Source organism: Kitasatospora sp. NPDC048239 (assembly GCF_043202015.1).
Taxonomy (GTDB): domain Bacteria; phylum Actinomycetota; class Actinomycetes; order Streptomycetales; family Streptomycetaceae; genus Kitasatospora.
Map to the genome: position 1 here is coordinate 101,059 of NZ_JBICZP010000008.1, position 17,153 is coordinate 118,211.

9 protein-coding genes are annotated in these 17,153 nt (G+C 74.0%); 3 read left to right on the plus strand and 6 right to left on the minus strand.

Annotated elements, in window-relative coordinates:
* Window positions 1-15: 15 nt before the first annotated feature.
* The 3 genes from ACGFZP_RS22530 to ACGFZP_RS22540 form a co-directional block, all read right to left on the minus strand.
* Window positions 16-1,380, minus strand: coding sequence for an ABC transporter substrate-binding protein (locus ACGFZP_RS22530; RefSeq protein ID WP_392935758.1), 1,365 nt, complete (start codon window positions 1,378-1,380; stop codon window positions 16-18).
* A 150-nt stretch (window positions 1,381-1,530) separates the two neighbouring features.
* Window positions 1,531-2,721 carry an ROK family protein gene (locus tag ACGFZP_RS22535; RefSeq protein WP_392935761.1) on the minus strand — a complete coding sequence of 397 codons (1,191 nt, stop codon included), beginning with the start codon at window positions 2,719-2,721 and terminating at the stop codon, window positions 1,531-1,533.
* Between the two features lie 275 nt (window positions 2,722-2,996).
* Window positions 2,997-4,202, minus strand: a complete 1,206-nt coding sequence (locus tag ACGFZP_RS22540) for a mechanosensitive ion channel family protein (RefSeq protein WP_392935763.1) — start codon at window positions 4,200-4,202, stop codon at window positions 2,997-2,999.
* A 477-nt stretch (window positions 4,203-4,679) separates the two neighbouring features.
* Here ACGFZP_RS22540 and ACGFZP_RS22545 point away from each other — a divergent pair, with 477 nt between their 5' ends.
* Window positions 4,680-5,324 carry an HNH endonuclease gene (locus ACGFZP_RS22545; RefSeq protein ID WP_392935765.1) on the plus strand — a complete coding sequence of 215 codons (645 nt, stop codon included), beginning with the start codon at window positions 4,680-4,682 and terminating at the stop codon, window positions 5,322-5,324.
* A 120-nt stretch (window positions 5,325-5,444) separates the two neighbouring features.
* On the opposite strand, the gene ACGFZP_RS22550 is transcribed toward ACGFZP_RS22545, so the two are convergent.
* A complete protein-coding gene (locus tag ACGFZP_RS22550) occupies window positions 5,445-9,452 on the minus strand; it encodes a beta-N-acetylglucosaminidase domain-containing protein (protein ID WP_392935768.1) in 4,008 nt (1,335 codons plus the stop codon).
* A 321-nt stretch (window positions 9,453-9,773) separates the two neighbouring features.
* Between ACGFZP_RS22550 and malQ the strand changes: the two genes are divergently transcribed.
* Both malQ and ACGFZP_RS22560 read left to right on the plus strand, forming a co-directional pair.
* Window positions 9,774-11,909 (plus strand): 4-alpha-glucanotransferase, encoded by a 2,136-nt coding sequence (gene malQ / locus ACGFZP_RS22555; RefSeq protein WP_392936323.1) that lies wholly within the window; start codon window positions 9,774-9,776, stop codon window positions 11,907-11,909.
* A gap of 21 nt (window positions 11,910-11,930) precedes the next feature.
* Window positions 11,931-12,164, plus strand: coding sequence for a hypothetical protein (locus ACGFZP_RS22560; protein WP_392935769.1), 234 nt, complete (start codon window positions 11,931-11,933; stop codon window positions 12,162-12,164).
* 141 nt (window positions 12,165-12,305) lie between these two features.
* On the opposite strand, the gene pepN is transcribed toward ACGFZP_RS22560, so the two are convergent.
* The gene (gene pepN, locus ACGFZP_RS22565) at window positions 12,306-14,897 is read right to left on the minus strand and encodes an aminopeptidase N (protein WP_392935771.1); all 2,592 of its coding nucleotides are present in this window, start codon (window positions 14,895-14,897) and stop codon (window positions 12,306-12,308) included.
* A 147-nt stretch (window positions 14,898-15,044) separates the two neighbouring features.
* Window positions 15,045-16,760: a PQQ-binding-like beta-propeller repeat protein gene (locus tag ACGFZP_RS22570; protein ID WP_392935774.1), complete on the minus strand. Its 1,716-nt coding sequence runs from the start codon at window positions 16,758-16,760 to the stop codon at window positions 15,045-15,047.
* Between the last annotated feature and the right edge of the window lie 393 nt (window positions 16,761-17,153).

Here is a 17,153-nt window from a genome sequence, read left to right on the forward strand (position 1 = left end):
GAGCTCCGTCTGCGCTTACTTCGCCTGGGCGATCGCGGCGTCGATCTCCTTGGCGGTGGCCGCGAGGCCGGCCTGGAGATCCTTCTGCTGACCGGACTCGTAGGCGTAGCCGAGGTTCTGCAGCGAGACGAGGTACGCGCCGCCGTTGAGGCTCGCCGGGGTGGTCCCGGAGTTCGCGTTCTTGGCGATGTCCAGGAAGGTCCTGAAGTTCGTGTCGCTGATCAGCTTCGGCGAGTTGAGCGCGTCGAAGGTGCTCGGCACGTTGTGGATCGCGTTGGCGAAGCTGACCACCGCGTCGGTGTCGGTGGTCAGGTACTTGACCAGCTCCCAGGCGGCGCTCTGCTTCTTGCTGCTGCTGGCGATGCCGACGATGGTGCCGGTCTGGTAGCCGCGGCCGTAGGTGCCGGCCTGGTCGTCCGGCACCGGGAACGGCGCGGTGGCCCACTCGAAGTCGGGCTTGTTCTCGGCGAGCGAGGCGGTGCGCCACTCACCGTCGATGGCCATCGCGACCTGGCCGGTGTGGAACGGGTTCTTGGCGCTGAACTCCTCGCCGAAGGTGGCGCGGTACTTGTCCAGCTTGTCGTAGCCGCCGAGCTTGTCGACCAGGCCCTTCTGCCAGTTCAGCATCGAGGCGATCTTGGGGTCGGAGGTGAGGTTCGACTTGCCGGAGCCGTCGAAGTAGCTCGGGCCGTACTGGCCGAGGAAGTGCTCGGTGGTGGACTCGTAGCCGTGGTACAGCGGCATGAAGCCCAGCTGCTTGTAGCCGTCGCCCTCGGCGATGGTCAGCTTGGCGGCGGCGTCGGCGAACTCGCTGAAGGTCTTCGGCGGCTCGGCGATGCCGGCGAGGGCGAAGGCGGCCTTGTTGTAGTAGAGGCCGAAGGCGTCGCCGAGCAGCGGCAGGGAGCACTGGTTGCCCTGGTACTGCGAGTAGTTGAGCATCGCGGCGGGGAAGGTCTTCGCGGCGTCGATCTTGTCCTTCTCCAGGAAGGGCTTGAGGTCCGCGAGGGCCTTGGTCGAGCAGAACATGCCGACGTTGTTGGTGGTGAAGGAGGAGACCACGTCCGGGGCGCTGTCGCCGCCGGCCCGCAGCGCCTGGTTGACCTTGTCGTCGGCGATGTTGCCGACGGCCTTGACGTGGATGTTCGGGTGGGCCTTCTCGAAGGCGGCGATGTTGGCGTCGATCGCCTTCACCTCGGAGTCCTGGCTCCAGCCGTGCCAGAAGGTGATGGTGACGTCCTTGCCGGAGGCCGAGTCGTCGTTGCCGCCGGCGTCGTTGCTGCCGGTGCAGGCGGTGGCGAGCAGGGCGAGGACGGCGCTGCCGGTGACGGCGGCGATCGTACGGCGGCCTCTGCGGGAGGTGCGGGAGGTGGTGGAGTGCACTTCGAGGTCCTCCTGGGGGTGCGCGGGCAGGCGTCATTGCCTCGGGTCCCGCGTTCGGGGGCTGTGGGAGAGGTGTCAGGTGCAGGGGGTGGTGCGGCGGTGGTGCGGGTGATGTCCGGTGCAGGTGGGAGCGTCTGTGGGTGGCGGACGTCAGTGGGTGGAGAAGACCGCCTCGCGGGCGGCCGCCAGCGCGCGTTGCAGTGCGCCGGTGAGGACGGGCGAACCGGGCAGGGCACTGCTGCGGACTTCCGGCCGGGCGATCGAGATCTTGGCCAGCTCCTCCTCGACGAGCGCGCGCAGCCGTTCGCCGCCCGCGCTCGGCACGCCCCCGGAGACCACCACCAGCTGGGGGTCGACGACGGCGACGATCACGGCCAGTCCGACGGCGAGCCGGTCGGCCAGGTCGGCGAGGAACTCGTCGCCGGCACCCGGGGTCTCCAGGGCCAGGGCGAGCGACTCCTCGGCGGTGGCGGCGGCGAGCCCGTGCCGGCGGGCCAGCGCCTTGACGGCGGGTGCGCCGACCAGCTCCTGGAAGCCGCCGGAGTTGCGGCGCCGCACGTCCCGCACGACCGGTGAGCCGGGCACCGGCATGTAGCCGACCTCCCCGGCGCCGCCGGTGAAGCCGCGGTGCAGCCGGCCGGCGATCACGATCGCGGCGCCGGTGCCCTCGCCGGCCCAGAGCAGGACGAAGTCCTCGAACCCGCGGGCCGCGCCGGAGGCCTGCTCGGCGACGGCGGCGAGGTTCACGTCGTTCTCGATCGACACCGGGGCGCCGACCGCCTCGGAGAGCTCCTGCACCAGCCGCGGCCCGTGCCAGCCCGGCAGGTGGGAGGCGTAGCGCAGCTTGCCGGTGACGGGGTCGGGCGCGCCGCCGACACCGATCACCACGTTGTGCAGGGCGTCCTCGGCGAGTCCGGCGGCGCGGACGGTCTCGGCCACCGCCGCGGCGACCCCGGGGACGGTGCCGGCGGCCGGCCAGCCCTTGGTCGGTACGACGTGCTCGGCGAGGGTGACGCCGGTGATGTCGGCCACCGCGACCCGCACCTGGCTGGTGGTGACGTCCAGTCCGGCGACGTGGCCGGCCGCGGGATTCACCTGGTACAGCTGCGCGTTCGGGCCCGGGCCGCCCGCGGTTGTGCCGACCGGCAGGACCAGCCCGGCGGCCTCCAGGCGGGCCAGCAGCTGGGAGGCGGTGGGCTTGGACAGGCCGGTCAGGGTGCCGATCTGGGTACGGGAGAGCGGGCCGTTCTCCAGCAGCAGTTCGAGGGCGGCTCGGTCGTTGATGGCGCGCAGCAGGCTGGGGGTGCCGGCGAGGGGGGCCTTGGCGGTGGTCTTGGTCACGCGCGGAATCCTCCTCTTCCGGCTGCTCCCGGTAGCCCCCGGGTGGGGTTCGGGCGAACTGTTAGGAAACTTTCCAGTCGCTTGAGACAGGACCGTACGGTCCCCGTCAGGAGGGTGTCAATGGTCCCTCCCGCGGTGGATGCCGAAGCGTTACCGGGCAGCACGAAGCCCCGCCCCCCGATGGGGAGGAGCGAGGCTTTCGTCCGTTTCGGGCGGGAATTCCGGCAGGTGTTCCGCCGGTCCGGGGGAGGCCCGGCAGGGTGCCGGGCCCGCCGTCAGGGCGTCTTGCCGCCGTCGTCGCCCGGCTTCACCGGTGCCGGTATCGGCGCCGTGGCCAGGTAGCGCGGCGAGGCCGGGTCGGCCAGCGCGGACGGCGGCGCCGCATCGGTCGGCGCCGGCACCGAGGCGGTGGCCAGCACCATCGCGGAGGTCGCCCCACCCGCGGCGGCGGCAGCCGCGGCCGCCGTCGGGACCTCCTCCTTGACCTTGATCCCGGCCAGGTCGAAGGCCGTCTTCAGCCGCTGCCGCAGCGCCCGGGCCACCGACAGCGACTTGCCCGGGGCGGTCCGGGCCTCGACCCGCAGCACCACCGAGTCGACCGCCACCGACTCCACGCCCAGGACCGTCACCGGCGCCCAGACCAGCTCGTCGAACGGCGCCTCCTTGGCCAGCGTCTCCGCGGTCTCCCGGATCAGCGCCTCGACCTGGAGCAGGTCCTCCTTGTACCCGACCTGGACGTCCACCGAGGCCGTCGACCAGCCCTGGCTCATGTTGGCGATCCGCTTCACCTCGCCGTTGCGGATGTACCAGATCTCACCGCCCGCGCCGCGCAGCTTGGTCACCCGCAGGCCGACCTCCAGCACCGTGCCGGTGGCCACCCCGGTGTCGATCTCGTCGCCGACGCCGTACTGGTCCTCCATGATCATGAAGACCCCGGACAGGAAGTCCGTGACCAGGTTGCGCGCGCCGAAACCGATCGCCACACCGGCCACACCGGCGCTCGCCAGCAGCGGTGCCAGGTTCACCCCGAGCGCGGCCAGCACCATCAGCGCGGCCGTCCCCAGGATGCTGAAGGAGGCCACGCTGCGCAGCACCGAGCCGATCGCCTCCGAGCGCTGCTGCCGGCGCTCCGGGTTGACCACGCCGGTGTTGGCCAGCAGACCGCCCAGCCGGCCGGGCTCGTCGTCGCCCTCGGCGGGCTTGGTCATCCGCCCTATCAGCTGGGTGATCAGCTTGCGGACCACGGCCCGCAGCACCAGCGCCAGCACGATGATGAAGACGATCCGCACACCGCCGGCCAGCCAGTCCTGCCAGTGCGAGTCGAACCAGCCCGCCGCCTGCCGGGTGGTCTCGCCGACCTCCTGCGCGCTGGTGGGGATTCTGAGGTCGAGCTGCGGCAGCGCCGGGGCCGTGGGGCTCGGGGAGGGGCTCGGCGTCGTGGACGCGTCGGCGAGGAGACCGGCGGCACCGGACCAGGACACGTGCGGGACCTTCCTGCAGGGAGCGTGGCGGGCCCGCCGCCGCGGAGGCATGCCGTGGCCTGCGGACCGTCCGCACCACCCTAACCGGCGCCGGACCACCCGCCGGACACGCCGAAGGGCGCGCGGACCTCTCCCGGACGCCCCGTCAACGCCCCGGCCCGCCCCTGCTCCGCTCCCCTGAGCGCCCCCCGGGACACCGCCCGGACCACCTTCCTGCGTGCTGCTCCGACCGGCCGAGCCGTCCCCCGGGCGGGCGGCGGCCCCCCGGGAGGGCACCCGGGTGCAACCCCTCCTTCGCCTGGGCATATCGGGTATGACAGCAACCGCATCCGGCGGTTCATGTCGGGTCCGTTACACGGGAGTGGTGGCGCCGTACAAAGGCGTAAGGCGACACTGGGGGAGATCACACACCCGTTGCGTGATCCAACCGCTCGTCCCGGCGCGAGCCACGCGCCGCAGGCGTCCAAGGAGGCATCCGTGCCGCATGTCCTGGTCCTCAACGCGTCCTACGAGCCACTCGGCGTCGTATCGATGCGCCGCGCACTCATCCTGGTCCTCAACCACAAGGCGGTCAGCCTGGAGGATTCGGGAGTCACTCTGCACAGCGCCACCAGCGCCCTTCCGGCGCCGTCCGTCGTCCGTCTGACCCGCTTCGTCCGGGTCCCGTTCTGCGGGCCCGTCCCGCTCACCCGCCGGGCGCTGTTCGCCCGCGACCACGGCCGCTGCGTCTACTGCGGGGCCGCCGCCACCAGCGTCGACCACGTCATCCCGCGCAGCCGGGGAGGCCAGCACCGGTGGGACAACGTGGTGGCAGCCTGCCGCCGCTGCAACCACACCAAGGCCGACCGCCACCTCACCGAACTCGGCTGGCGGATGAAGCGGCAGCCGGCCCCGCCCAGCGGCCTGGCCTGGCGCATCATCGGCACCGGGATCAAGGACCCGCGCTGGCGCCCCTACCTGGAGCCGTACGGCGGCGGCGACCAGCTGCACGCCTCGCAGTGGGGCGGGTACGAACACCACGACCATACCGAGGCCGCGCACACCGTGCCGCTCGGCCGGGCGCACTCCGCCCACTCCGCCCCGATCCGCCGCGGTGAGCAGCCCGAACCGCTCTCCGCCTGACCCCGCTTGACAAGGGCCTGCCCGTCACAGCTTCCGGTACGCCTCATGGGCCGCCGCGCACCCCGCAACCGGGGAGCGCGGCGGCCCGCCGTCTGACCGCCCTGCGCCTGCGCCCGGCCCCTACGGCTTGGCCGGCGGTGCGCCGGGCGCCGTCGTGGGCGCGACCGGCGGTGCCGTGGCGGCCGGCGGCGGGGTCGGCTGGCCGGTCGGCGCCGTGACCGGCGGTGCGACCGGCGGAGTGGTCACGGGCGGGGTGGTGACCGGCGGCGCGGTGGCCGCCGGGGTGACGGCGAACAGCTCGACGCCCCACAGCGAGTAGCCGTACTTGGTGGCCCGGGCCACGCCCTGCACCCGCAGGAACCTCGTGTCCGGCGCGTCGAAGCGGACCGTCTCGTTGCCGCCCTTGCCGTCGTCCACGGTGGCCACCGTCGTCCAGCTGACGCCGTCCGCCGAGGACTGGATCCTGTACGCGGAGGCGTACGCGGCCTGCCAGTGCAGTACCGCCGAGCCCAGGTGGGTGGCCTTCGGCAGCTCCAGCTGCACCCAGGCGTCGTCCTTGGCCGGTGAGGACCAGCGGCTCTTCGGGTCGCCGTCGGCCACCGCGGAGGCGGGGAAGGACGCCGTCTCGTCGCCCGAGGAGGTGGCCTGCGCGGTGGGCGCCAGGTCCGCCCCGCCGGTCGGCGGCACCACGTGCACCTGGAGCACCTGGCGCACGGTGGTGGGGCCGGCCACGAACAGCACCGGCACCTGGTACGTCCCGGAGGGCGTCTCCGGGGTGGCCGTGACCAGCAGCGGGACACCCACCCGGCCGCCGCGCGGCACGCTCACCCCGGCCGCCGGGGCGACGGTCAGGCCCTTGGCCACGACCGGCACCTCGGTGCGCAGCTCGCCGGCGGCGCCCTCCGGGCGGCCCGCCTCGACGATCGCGCGGGTCTGCGCGGGGGCGGCCGCGCCGGTCACCACGTCCAGTGCGGCGTCGGAGAGGCTGAGCCGGGCCGCGGGGACGTCGGCGTACCAGGGGATCACCTGGTTGACCACCGGCGGGTCGCCGCCCGGCTTCCAGGCCAGCCGGAACGCGTCGGCGACCTGACCGCCGGCCGCCAGCTCGTTGTAGCCCGGCTGGATGGTGCCGATCTCGCTCCAGCTGCCGTCCGGGTGGCGCAGCGAGACGGTGGCGCTGGCCCGCACGCCCGGGTCGGTGAGCACGGTGAGGCGGTCCAGCGGACGGGCCGCGCCCAGTTCGACGGTGAGCGGCTCGTCCGTGGCGGTCGGCGCGGTGGCCGCCCGGTAGGCGGTGTCCGGGTTGCCGTCCAGCACGGCGTCGGCGGCCGAGCCGGGCAGTGCGGCCGGTCCGCCGGTGACGCTGGCCGGGGCCTCGTCCGGCGCGGTGATGCTGAACTCGCGCACCGCGACCGCGGTCTTCTGGGCGGCGGTGGCGCGCAGCCGCACGGCCCGGACGACCACCCCGGCGGGCAGCTGCGCGGTGACGCTCTTCTGGTTCTTCACCTGGGCGAGCTGCTTCCAGCCGCCCTCGCCGGTCGAGTACTCCAGCACCCCGTCGCGGATGTAGTCGTCCACCGCGCTCGGGCCGTCCGGGCCGCCGCCCCACGAGCCCATCAGCACGGTGACGCTGCCGACCGGGCGGCCGCCGCCGAGGTCCAGGCCGATCGAGTCGCCGGGCTGCGCGGGCCCCGCGCTCCAGTAGAAGGTCTCGGCGACGCCGTCGGTCATCAGCGCGGGCAGGTGGTCGTGGGCGGTGCCCAGGGTGGTGGTCGGGGTGATGCCGCCGCCGACCACGCCGGCCCAGTTGTCGGCGGCGCGTACGGCGCGCTCCAGGAACGGGCCGAGCACTCCGGCGCCGATCGTCGCCGGGCTCCCGCCGAGCTGCTCGCGCAGCCGGTTCAGCTCGACCCGGGCCTTCCAGGCGGTCGCGCCGTCGCCGCCGCGCTGGGCGAGCAGCATGTCCAGCGCCGCCTGGCCGGCCAGGCCGTAGTCGTGCAGCGGGGCCAGCCAGGGCCCGGACTCGGCGGCCAGCTGGGCGGTGGCCTGGGAGGCGGACAAGGTCCGCTGGGCGCCGGCCATCGCGGTGAAGGCGTCCCGCAGCGGGGCGGCCGCCTCTATCAGCTTGGTGACGTCCGGGGCGGTGCCGGCGTTCGGCTCGGCGGTGGCCCAGAACCGCTCCAGCAGCGGGGCGAGGTAGCCGGACTCCTGCTTGGACAGCGGCGAGGAGGAGCTGTTGCCGGCCAGCGCGGTGACGGCGCCGAGCACCTCGCCGACGGGCGTGGCGGTGGCGCCGGTCGGCCCGGCCAGCGAGCGCAGCGCGGCCTGCCAGGACTCCTCGGGCTTGTAGCCGCCGGGGTTCCAGGCGAAGTCGCCGGCCGTGGCGAGCGCGATCCGGGAGGCCACCGGCTGCTGCATCGCGCCGGTGAGCATGACGGCGGACTTGGTCGCCACCTCGGTGTCGCGCCCGGTGTAGGCGCCGAGGAAGAGCCGGTCCGGGCTGGAGTCGTTGACCGGGTAGTTGTCCATGGTGACCAGCGGGTGGCCGTAGAGGGCGCCGGTGTCCGCGGCCTGAGCGCCGGTGATCTTCTCCGGGATCACCCCGACCCCGCTCCAGGCGACCTGCACCCCGCTCGGCAGCGCCGCCGCCAGCGCCTTGCGGTACGGCGTGGCGCCCTGCTGGTGGTACTCGGTCGGGACGACGGACAGCGGCGCCAGCCAGCTGTTGCGCGCGATCAGCCGGTCCTGCACCTTGGCGATCAGCTCGGCCTGCGCCTTGGCGGCGGCGGCCGGACCGGTGCCGTACCGGGACCGGTCGTCGCCGCAGTGCCACTCGTCGTAGGAGACGTCCAGGAACTGCAGCTGGAACGCGGTGAAGCCGAGCTTGCGCAGCCCGTCCAGCTTGGCCACCAGCGCGTCGGCGTCCTTGCCGGAGCTGTAGCAGAACGACTGGCCGGGGTCGATCGCGTACCCGAGGGTGACGTGGTTCTGCGCGGCCCGGGCGGCCAGCGCGCGCAGCTCCTCGGCACGCTCCTGCGGGTAGGCGTCGCGCCAGCGGGAGAGCCGGTACGCGTCGTCACCCGGGGCGTAGAGGTAGAAGTTCTGCTTGGAGCGGCCGAGGAAGTCGATCTGGTCGAGGCGCTGCTGCTGGCTCCACGGCGTGCCGTAGAACGCCTCGGCGGTGCCGCGCACCGGCGCACCGGAGGGCCAGTCCCGCAGGGTGATCCCCGGCAGGCCGAGGCCCGCCGCGCCCGGCGCCTGCCCCTGCCCGGCCGGCACGGCCGCGAGCAGCTGACGCAGGCTCTGCGCCGCGTAGAACGTCCCGGCCGCGTCGGTGCCGGCCAGCACCACCGCGCCGTAGGTGCCGCCGCCCTGGGCGGGCAGCTGACCGGCCGACAGCACGTACCCGCCGGCCGCCAGCCCGCCGGGCGAGGGCGCCGAGCCCTCCTTGCCCCCGGCCGCCGCGGTCAGCTCCCGCAGCACCCGGTCCACCTCGCCGCCGGCGTCCTCGGCGGGCCCGCCGACGTACACCACCAGCGACCCGGCGGCCGGGGCCCCGGCGTCCTCCTGCGGCGTCACCGAGGTCGCCCCGGCGATGCCCAGCACCTCGCGGACGGCGTCCACCGCACCGTGGTCGGCCTTCGGCGCGGTCACCAGCGTCACCGCGGCCGGCACGGCCACCGGCTTGCCCGCCACGCTCTGCTCCTGCGGCCGCGGGAACACCTGGGGGTTGCTCACACTGCCCAGCGGGGTCTGCGGCGCACTGCTCACCACGTCCGGCCCCGGGCTGTACGCGTACGCGCCCGACGCCGGCGCGACCGCCAGCAGCCCGCCGACCACGGCCGCCGCCGACAGCGTCGCCGCGATCTGCAGCGTCCGCCGGCTCGGCGCCCCGGCCCGCCCGCCACCGGCCCGCTCGGCCCGCACCGAGGCGAGCAGCGGCTCCGTCCCCTTGAGATCGGCGATCAGCCGGTCCGCCGCCCTGGGCGCCAACTGACGGCACGTCCGCGCCGTGGCCCGCCGCGCGGCCAGCGCCGCCGGGTGCTGCAGCACGTCCCGCAGCGCAGGGCTCTGTTCCAACTGCTGCCTCAGCCGCCGTCCGGCTGCGATGGACACTCGGGCTTGCACAGGAGCCTCCTCGCCAGGCTGGGACCACATCGCGCCAAAGCCCACCAGTTGGCCCAGCCGGTGTCAACGCCGCCGACTGGTATGGATGGTTTGTCCGAATTGATCACTGCTTGGGCCGTCCACGAAGCTCTTTCGGCACCCCTTACCCGTCGGCCCCGGGCCGCCGCCCCGGCCCCGCACCGGGTATCGCACCGTGTGTCGCGCCGGGTCACCGGGGCGTTACGCGGGTAGGACTGTGGCTGTCCCGTTGGGCGTTGCCGAGAGCCGCAGGAGCCGCGAGTGGCCGCTTACCTCGATCGTGACGGAGCCGACAGCCGACAGGTGCCGGCGCAGGATGCGCCGCCGCCTCCGGCGGAGCTGGTGGCGCTGGCACAGGCGTACGGGGTGGAGAGCAGTTACGACCCGGGCAGTGGTCCGGTGCCGGTGGGGGCCCGGACGCTGGTGGCGGTGCTGGCCGCGCTCGGGGTCGAGGCGGGGACACCGGAGGCGGTGCGGGAGGCGCTGGAGCGTCACCGGGCCGGGCAGCGGGCCCGGTTGCTGCCGCCGACCGTGGTCGTGCGGGCGGGCCGGCGCACCGCGCTGAACGTCCCGGCGGACGCCCGGCTCAGCGTCGAGCTGGAGGGCGGCGGGGTCTGGGAGCTGCCGCGCGGGCACTCGCACTGGCTGCCGGCGGACCTCCCGCTCGGGCGGCACACCCTGAAGGCGGTGGCCGGCGGGCAGGAGCAGCACGCCCACCTGGTCGTCGCCCCCGACCGGCTGCCGCAGCCGACCGGCCGCAGCTGGGGCTTCCTGGCGCAGCTGTACTCCGTCCTGTCCGAGCGCTCCTGGGGGATGGGCGACCTGGGCGACCTCGCGGAGCTCGCCCAGTGGGCCGGGGCCGGCCTCGGCGCGGGCTTCGTCCAGATCAACCCGCTGCACGCCGGCCTGCCCGGGGCGCCCTCCGACCCGTCCCCGTACCGGCCGTCCTCCCGCCGCTTCGCCGACCCGGTGCACCTGCGGATCGAGGCGGTGCCCGAGTACGGCTACCTGACGGGCGAGCAGCGCGCCGAGGCCGAGGAGCTGGGCCGGCGCGCGGCCCGGCTGCGCGACGAGGTGCTGAGCCACGACGGCCTGATCGACCGCGACGCCGTCTGGGCGCTCAAGCGCAAGGCGCTGGAGCTGCTGTACGAGGTGCCGCGCGGGGCCGGCCGGGAGGCGGCCTACCGGGCGTTCCTGCAGCGCGAGGGCGGGTGGCTGGAGCGCCACGCGCTCTGGAACGCGCTCGCCGAGGTGCACGGCGCCGACTGGCACGCCTGGCCCAAGGGCCTGCGCCACCCCGACAGCCCGCACGTCACGCTCGCCGCCGAGGAGCTGGTGGAGCGGGTCGACCTCCACCGCTGGCTGGCCTGGCAGCTCGACGACCAGCTCGCCCACGCCCGGCAGGCGGCGGACGGCGCCGGCATGGCCGTCGGCCTGATCCACGACCTCGCCGTCGGCGCCCACCCGGACGGCGCCGACGCCTGGGCGCTGCAGGACGTGCTGGCCACCGGCATCTCGGTGGGCGCCCCGCCGGACGCCTTCAACGCGCACGGCCAGGACTGGGGCCTGCCGCCCTGGCGCCCGGACGCGCTGGCCGCGGGCGGCTACGCCCCGTACGCGGAGCTGCTGCGCTCCGCCGCCCGGCATGCCGGGGCGGTCCGGATCGACCACGTGATGGGCCTGTTCCGGCTCTGGTGGGTGCCGGCCGGACACCCGCCGACCGAGGGCGCGTACGTCCGCTACGACGCCGAGGCGATGCTCGGGGTGCTCGCCCTGGAGGCGCACCGGGCGGGCACCACCGTGATCGGCGAGGACCTCGGCACGGTCGAGCCGGGCGTACGGGAGGAGCTGGCCGCGCGCGGCATCCTCGGCACCTCGGTGCTCTGGTTCGAGCGGGACTGGCAGGCCAAGGGCGAGATCCTGGCTCCGGAGCGCTGGCGGCCGGGCAGTCTGGCCACCCTGACCACCCATGACCTGCCGAGCACCGCGGCCCGGCTGTCCGGCGAGCACGTCGAGCTGCGCCACCGGCTGGGCCTGCTGGCCCGCGCGCTGGGCGAGGAGCAGGCGGAGGCGGCGGCCGAGCTGGCCGACTGGCGGGCGGAGCTGGCCCGGCTGGGTCTGCTGGCGCCGGACGAGCCGCTGTCGGCGCGGGCGCTGTACCGCTTCCTGGCGGCCACCCCGGCCCGGCTGGTCGGCGTCTGGCTGCCGGATCTGGTGGGGGACCCGCGCCCGCAGAACCTGCCCGGGACGTGGGACCAGTACCCGAACTGGCGCCTGCCGGTGGCCGACGCCGAGGGCCATCCGGTGACGCTGGACGCGCTGGCCGCGGTACCGGCGGCCCGGTCGCTGGCCGAGGTGCTGCGCGAACAGTCCGAGGACGCCGGGCAGCCCGAAGGAGGCAGGCCCGAAAGGCCGACCCCGCCGCGCGGGGCCGCGTAAGAGGCGGGTAAGTTGAACAACGTGGACAAGAGGAACGCTTTGCGAGCCGGCGCGGTCAGCGCAACGGTCACGCTGATGATGCTGCTGTCGTCGCCCGCCATGGCCCTCACCCGGGACGACGGCGACGACCCGGGTACCGGCCTGACCGTCGCCCAGACCCTCGGCCTGTACGTGCTGCTCCCGATCGCGGCCTTCGTGATCATCGGTGCTCTCGCCGCGCTGCCGTACGGCGACGGCAAGGGCAGGAAGAAGTAACCGGGGGCCTTCCACCAGGACCCGTACGACCCCGAGGGGGCACCGGAGCGCATCCGGTGCCCCCTCGGGCGTTCTCCGGGGCGGCACGGCCCCGGCCCGCGCCGGGTGGAGGTCCGAGGACCTCCACCCGGCGCGGTCGGGTCAGTGGCCCAGCGCCCGCGCGCCGGCCGCCCGGTCGGCCGCCTGGGCCTTCAGGGCGCGCTCGACGCCGGCCCGCGCCTCGACGACCTGCCGGCGCAGTGCCGGAGCCGGCTCGGCCGAGGCCAGCCAGGCGTCGGTGGCGTCCAGGGTGGCCTGCTCGACCTGGAGCGCCGGGTACAGGCCGACGATGATCTGCTGCGAGATCTCGTGGCTGCGGGTCTCCCAGACGTCCTTGACGGCCGCGAAGTACTTCGCGGTGTACGGCGCCAGCAGCTCGCGCTGGTCGGACTGCTGGAAGCCGGCGATCACCGCGTCCTGGACGTAGTTGGTGAGCGTGTCCGACTCCACCACGGAGGCCCAGGCGCTCGCCTTGGCCTCGGCGCTCGGCCGGGCGGCGCGGCAGGTGGCCGCGTGCTCCTGGCCGGCCGCCGTGTTGTCCCGGGCCAGCTCGGCCTCGATCTCCCGGTCGTCCGCGCGGCCGGTGGCGGCGAGGCGGCCGAGCAGCGTCCAGCGCAGCTCGGTGTCCACGGCCAGGCCCTCCAGCTTGGCCGTGCCGTCCAGCAGTCCGGCGAGCAGGCCGAGCTGCCCGTCGGTGCGGGCGACGGAGGCCAGCGCACGGGCCCAGGCCAGCTGGTGGTCGCTGCCGGGCTGCGCGGCGCGCAGCTCCTGCTCGGCGGCCTCGGCCCAGCGGGCGAGGCCCTGCTCGCGCCAGGCCGGGTCGGCGTAGGCGTCCAGCGCCAGCTTGACCTGGCGCTGCACGGACTGCACCACGCCGATGTCGGACTCCCGGCCGAGGCCGGAGAGGGCCAGCGCCAGGTAGTCGCGGGCGGCCAGCTCGCCGTCGCGGGTCATGTCCCAGGCGGAGGCCCAGCACAGGGCGCGCGGCAGCGAGTCGGTGAAGCCGCCGAGGTGCTCGGTGACGACGGCCAGCGAGTCCTCGTCCAGACGGACCTTGGCGTAGGACAGGTCGTCGTCGTTGAGCAGGATGACGGCCGGGCGGTGCCGGCCGACCAGCTGCGGGACCTCGGTGCGCGGGCCGTCGACGTCCAGCTCGATCCGGTCGGTGCGCACCAGGGCGCCGTCGGCCAGCTCGTACACGCCGATGGCGATCCGGTGCGGGCGCAGGACGGCCTCGCCCTTGGCGCCGGCGGGCAGCGCGGGGGCCTCCTGGAGGACGGCGAAGGACTCGATGTCGCCGTCGCCGTTCAGGGTGAGCGCCGGGCGCAGGATGTTGATCCCGGCCGTCTCCAGCCAGGCCTTGGACCAGGACTTGAGGTCGCGTCCGCTGGTCTCCTCCAGCGCGCCGAGCAGGTCGGTGAGCCGGGTGTTGCCCCACGCGTGGCGCTTGAAGTAGGCCTGCACGCCCTTGAAGAAGGCGTCCTGGCCGACGTACGCCACCAGCTGCTTGAGCACCGAGGCGCCCTTGGCGTAGGTGATGCCGTCGAAGTTGACCATGACGTCTTCGAGGTCGTTGATCTCGGCCATGATCGGGTGGGTGGACGGCAGCTGGTCCTGCCGGTACGCCCAGGTCTTCATCTGGTTGGCGAAGGTGGTCCAGGAGTGCGGCCACTTCGAACCCGGGGCCTCGGCCTGGCAGACGGCCTCGGCGAAGGTCGCGAAGGACTCGTTCAGCCAGAGGTCGTTCCACCACTCCATGGTGACCAGGTCGCCGAACCACATGTGGGCCAGCTCGTGCAGGATCGTCGCGGCCCGCGACTCGTACGCGGCGTCGGTCACCTTGGACCGGAACACGTACTGGTCGCGCAGGGTGACGGCGCCCGCGTTCTCCATCGCACCGGCGTTGAACTCCGGGACGAACAGCTGGTCGTACTTGGCGAACGGGTACGGGTAGTCGAACTTCTCCTGGAAGTAGTCGAAACCCTGCTTGGTGACGGCGAAGATCGCGTCGGCGTCCAGGAACTCGCGCAGCGAGGGGCGGCAGTAGACGCCCAGAGGCACCTTCTGCGAGCCGTTCTCGTAGGCGTCGAAGACGCCCACGTACGGGCCGGCGACCAGCGCGGTGATGTAGGTGGAGATCCGGCCGGTCGGCTCGAACGTCCAGACCTGGGTGTCCCCTTCGCCGACCGGGGTCGGGGTGGGGGAGTTGGAGACCACGACCCAGCCGGTGGGGGCCGTCACCGTGAAGGCGAACGCGGCCTTGAGGTCGGGCTGTTCGAAGGAGGCGAAGACCCGGCGGGCGTCCGGCACCTCGAACTGGCTGTACAGGTAGGTCTCGCCGTCGACCGGGTCGACGAACCGGTGCAGGCCCTCACCGGTGTTGGTGTACGCGCAGTTGGCGACGACCCGCAGCTCGTTCTCGGCCCGCAGGCCCGGCAGCGCGATCCGGCTGTCGGCGAAGTTCGCGTTGTCGAGCCGCTCGCCGTTGAGCGTGATCTCCTCGACGCTCGGCGCGACGAGGTCGATGAAGCTGGCCGCACCGGGGGTGCGCGCAGTGAACCGGACCACGGTGGTGGACCGGAAGGTGCCGCCCTCACGGGCGGTGCTCAGGTCGAGCTCGATGTCGTACGCGTCCACGTGCAGGAGCTCGGCCCGGGTCCGGGCCTCCTCACGGGTCAGGTTGGTGCCGGGCACTCGCAGGACTCCTTCGTCGGGCTGGTGTTCCGCATCCTCCCATGCCCAACGAACGGGCCCGGCGAATAATCGCGGCGGGGTGGGACCGGCTCCGAGCCGGTCCCACCCCGCCGCGACAGGGGGTCGGCGCCTACCGCGCCGGGTACGTCACTTCTTCGCGTACTTGACCACCGGGGCGTCGGAGCCCGCGCCGCGCGAGAAGCCGTACAGCGAGCCGTCCGACTGCAGCACGTACTCGCTGGTGCTGTAGCTGGTGTAGGTGCCCTTGGGCACGCTGATGACCCCGAGGTCGCTCGGTGCGCCGTCGGTGGGCGAGAGCGTCACCAGCTTGGCGTCCTTGCCGTAGCCCATGTCCAGCAGCGCGCGGACCCTGCCGTCCTTGTCGGTGCCGGAGACCAGCCGGATGCCCTCGTTGGTGCCGCCGGTGGACGACCAGAGCCGCTTGCCGGTCGTCAGGTCGTAGGCGTTGACAGCCGGCTTGCTCGGGTTGACCTGGACGTACAGCGTCGTGCCGCTGACCACGTTCTGGGTGAACGCGTCCGCCTGGCCGGAGAGCCGCAGGCTGTCCGCACCGGGCTCCTTGACCGACATCTTGGCCATCGGCTTGTTGGACTTGTCGAACGGCAGCAGGTAGTCGCCGCTGGAGTTGCCGGTCATCAGCAGCACCAGCGGCTGGTCCGACACGACCTTGTCGACGCGCTCGATGGTGCCGTCCAGCGGGGTCGCCGCGCCGGAGGCCTTGCCGGTCTCGGCGTCCACGATCTGCAGCTGCGACTTCGGGTTGGCGTTGCTCCCGTAGCAGCGGTCGGAGACCGCGATCTGGTTGCCGGCCACCTTGCCGTAGATGCTGCAGTCCTTGTCGCGCGGCTGGAACTGCCACACCGGCGAGCCGTCGGCGACGCTCACCGCGCCGACGGCGTTGCTGCCGCCGACCGCGATGACCTTGTCGGTGATGCTCAGGGTCGGCGAGGAGATCCGCTCGGTGGACACCTTGGTCGACCAGAGCAGCTTGCCGGTGCTGATGTCGACCGCGCCGACCGTGGAGCAGTCGCTGTCGCCGGTGTTGAAGGAGACCGCGGCGATGTGCTTGGAGTTGACCCCGTAGGAGACGGTGCAGAACTCCTTGGCGCCGGCCGGCGGTGCGACCGACCACAGCTCCTTGCCGTCGGCGGAGCCGAGGCCGCGGATGCCGGTGGTGTCGGCCCGGACGACGGTCTTCTCGGCGCCCCAGATGCCGAGGATCTGCGCGCCGCTGCTGGCGTTGGCGGGCTTGGCGGCGCTCCACGCGAGGTTGTAGGCGCCGGCCTTGCCGCCGCCCCCGCCCGTGCCACCGGTGCTCCCCGAGGCGGTCGGGTCGTCGGTGCCGCCGGTGGTGCCACCGGTCGTGGTGCCGCCGGTGCTCGCGACCGGGTCGTCCTTCTTCTTGGGGTCGTTGCCGGTGAACAGCACGACCAGGCCGGCGATGATGGCGATCGCCAGCACACCGCCGATGATGCCGCCCCAGACCATGACGGGGTTGCGCTGCCTGGGCGCCGGCGGCACCGGCGCGCCGGGGTAGTACCCGGCCTGCTGCGGCTGCTGGGCCTGCTGCGGGTACCCGTAGCCGGCGCCGTTGGTGGGCTGCGGGGCGGTGTATCCGTACTGCTGCCCGGCGTTGGTGGCGGCGAACGGGGGCGTCGTCGGGCCGACCGGAGCACCGGGCGGGGGCGGCGGAGCGCTCTGCGCGGGGAAGGCGGCGGCGGTGGGCGCGTAGGCGTACTCGCTGCCGGGTGCGGGCGCCTGCGCGGGCGGCTGGGCCGGAGGCGTGCCCGGCGCGGCCGGTGCACCCTGGCCCGGCACCGGGGCGCCGTCGAGCTGTGTCATCTGGTCCGCCACCGCGGCCGGGTCCACGCCGCCCGGCTTGCGCCCCAGCGAGACGCCCCGGTTGTCCTGTGGACCGGTGCCGGGCGTTTCGCCTGTCCCCGGAGTAGGGTGATCCCCTGCCATGTGATGCCCCGTCATGTCTGGAAGCGTCCCCCTGCCGGTTCACGTCCGCGGCCGGTGGGACGGTTGAGAATGGGCACCATCGTACGGGTGGGTCGATTTCGGGCGGCCGCAGGAGCCCCGGACCGCGCGCGCCGCACCGCTGAGCTGGGCGCTCTCGCCCGCCGAGGAGCCGCCCGCGCCGCCCCTTCCGCGGTGGCCCGCGGTGCCGTTCGCGGTGCGGTCCGTGATCATTCGCAGGGAACGCGCCACCGGGCCGCGCAGGGCCTAGGC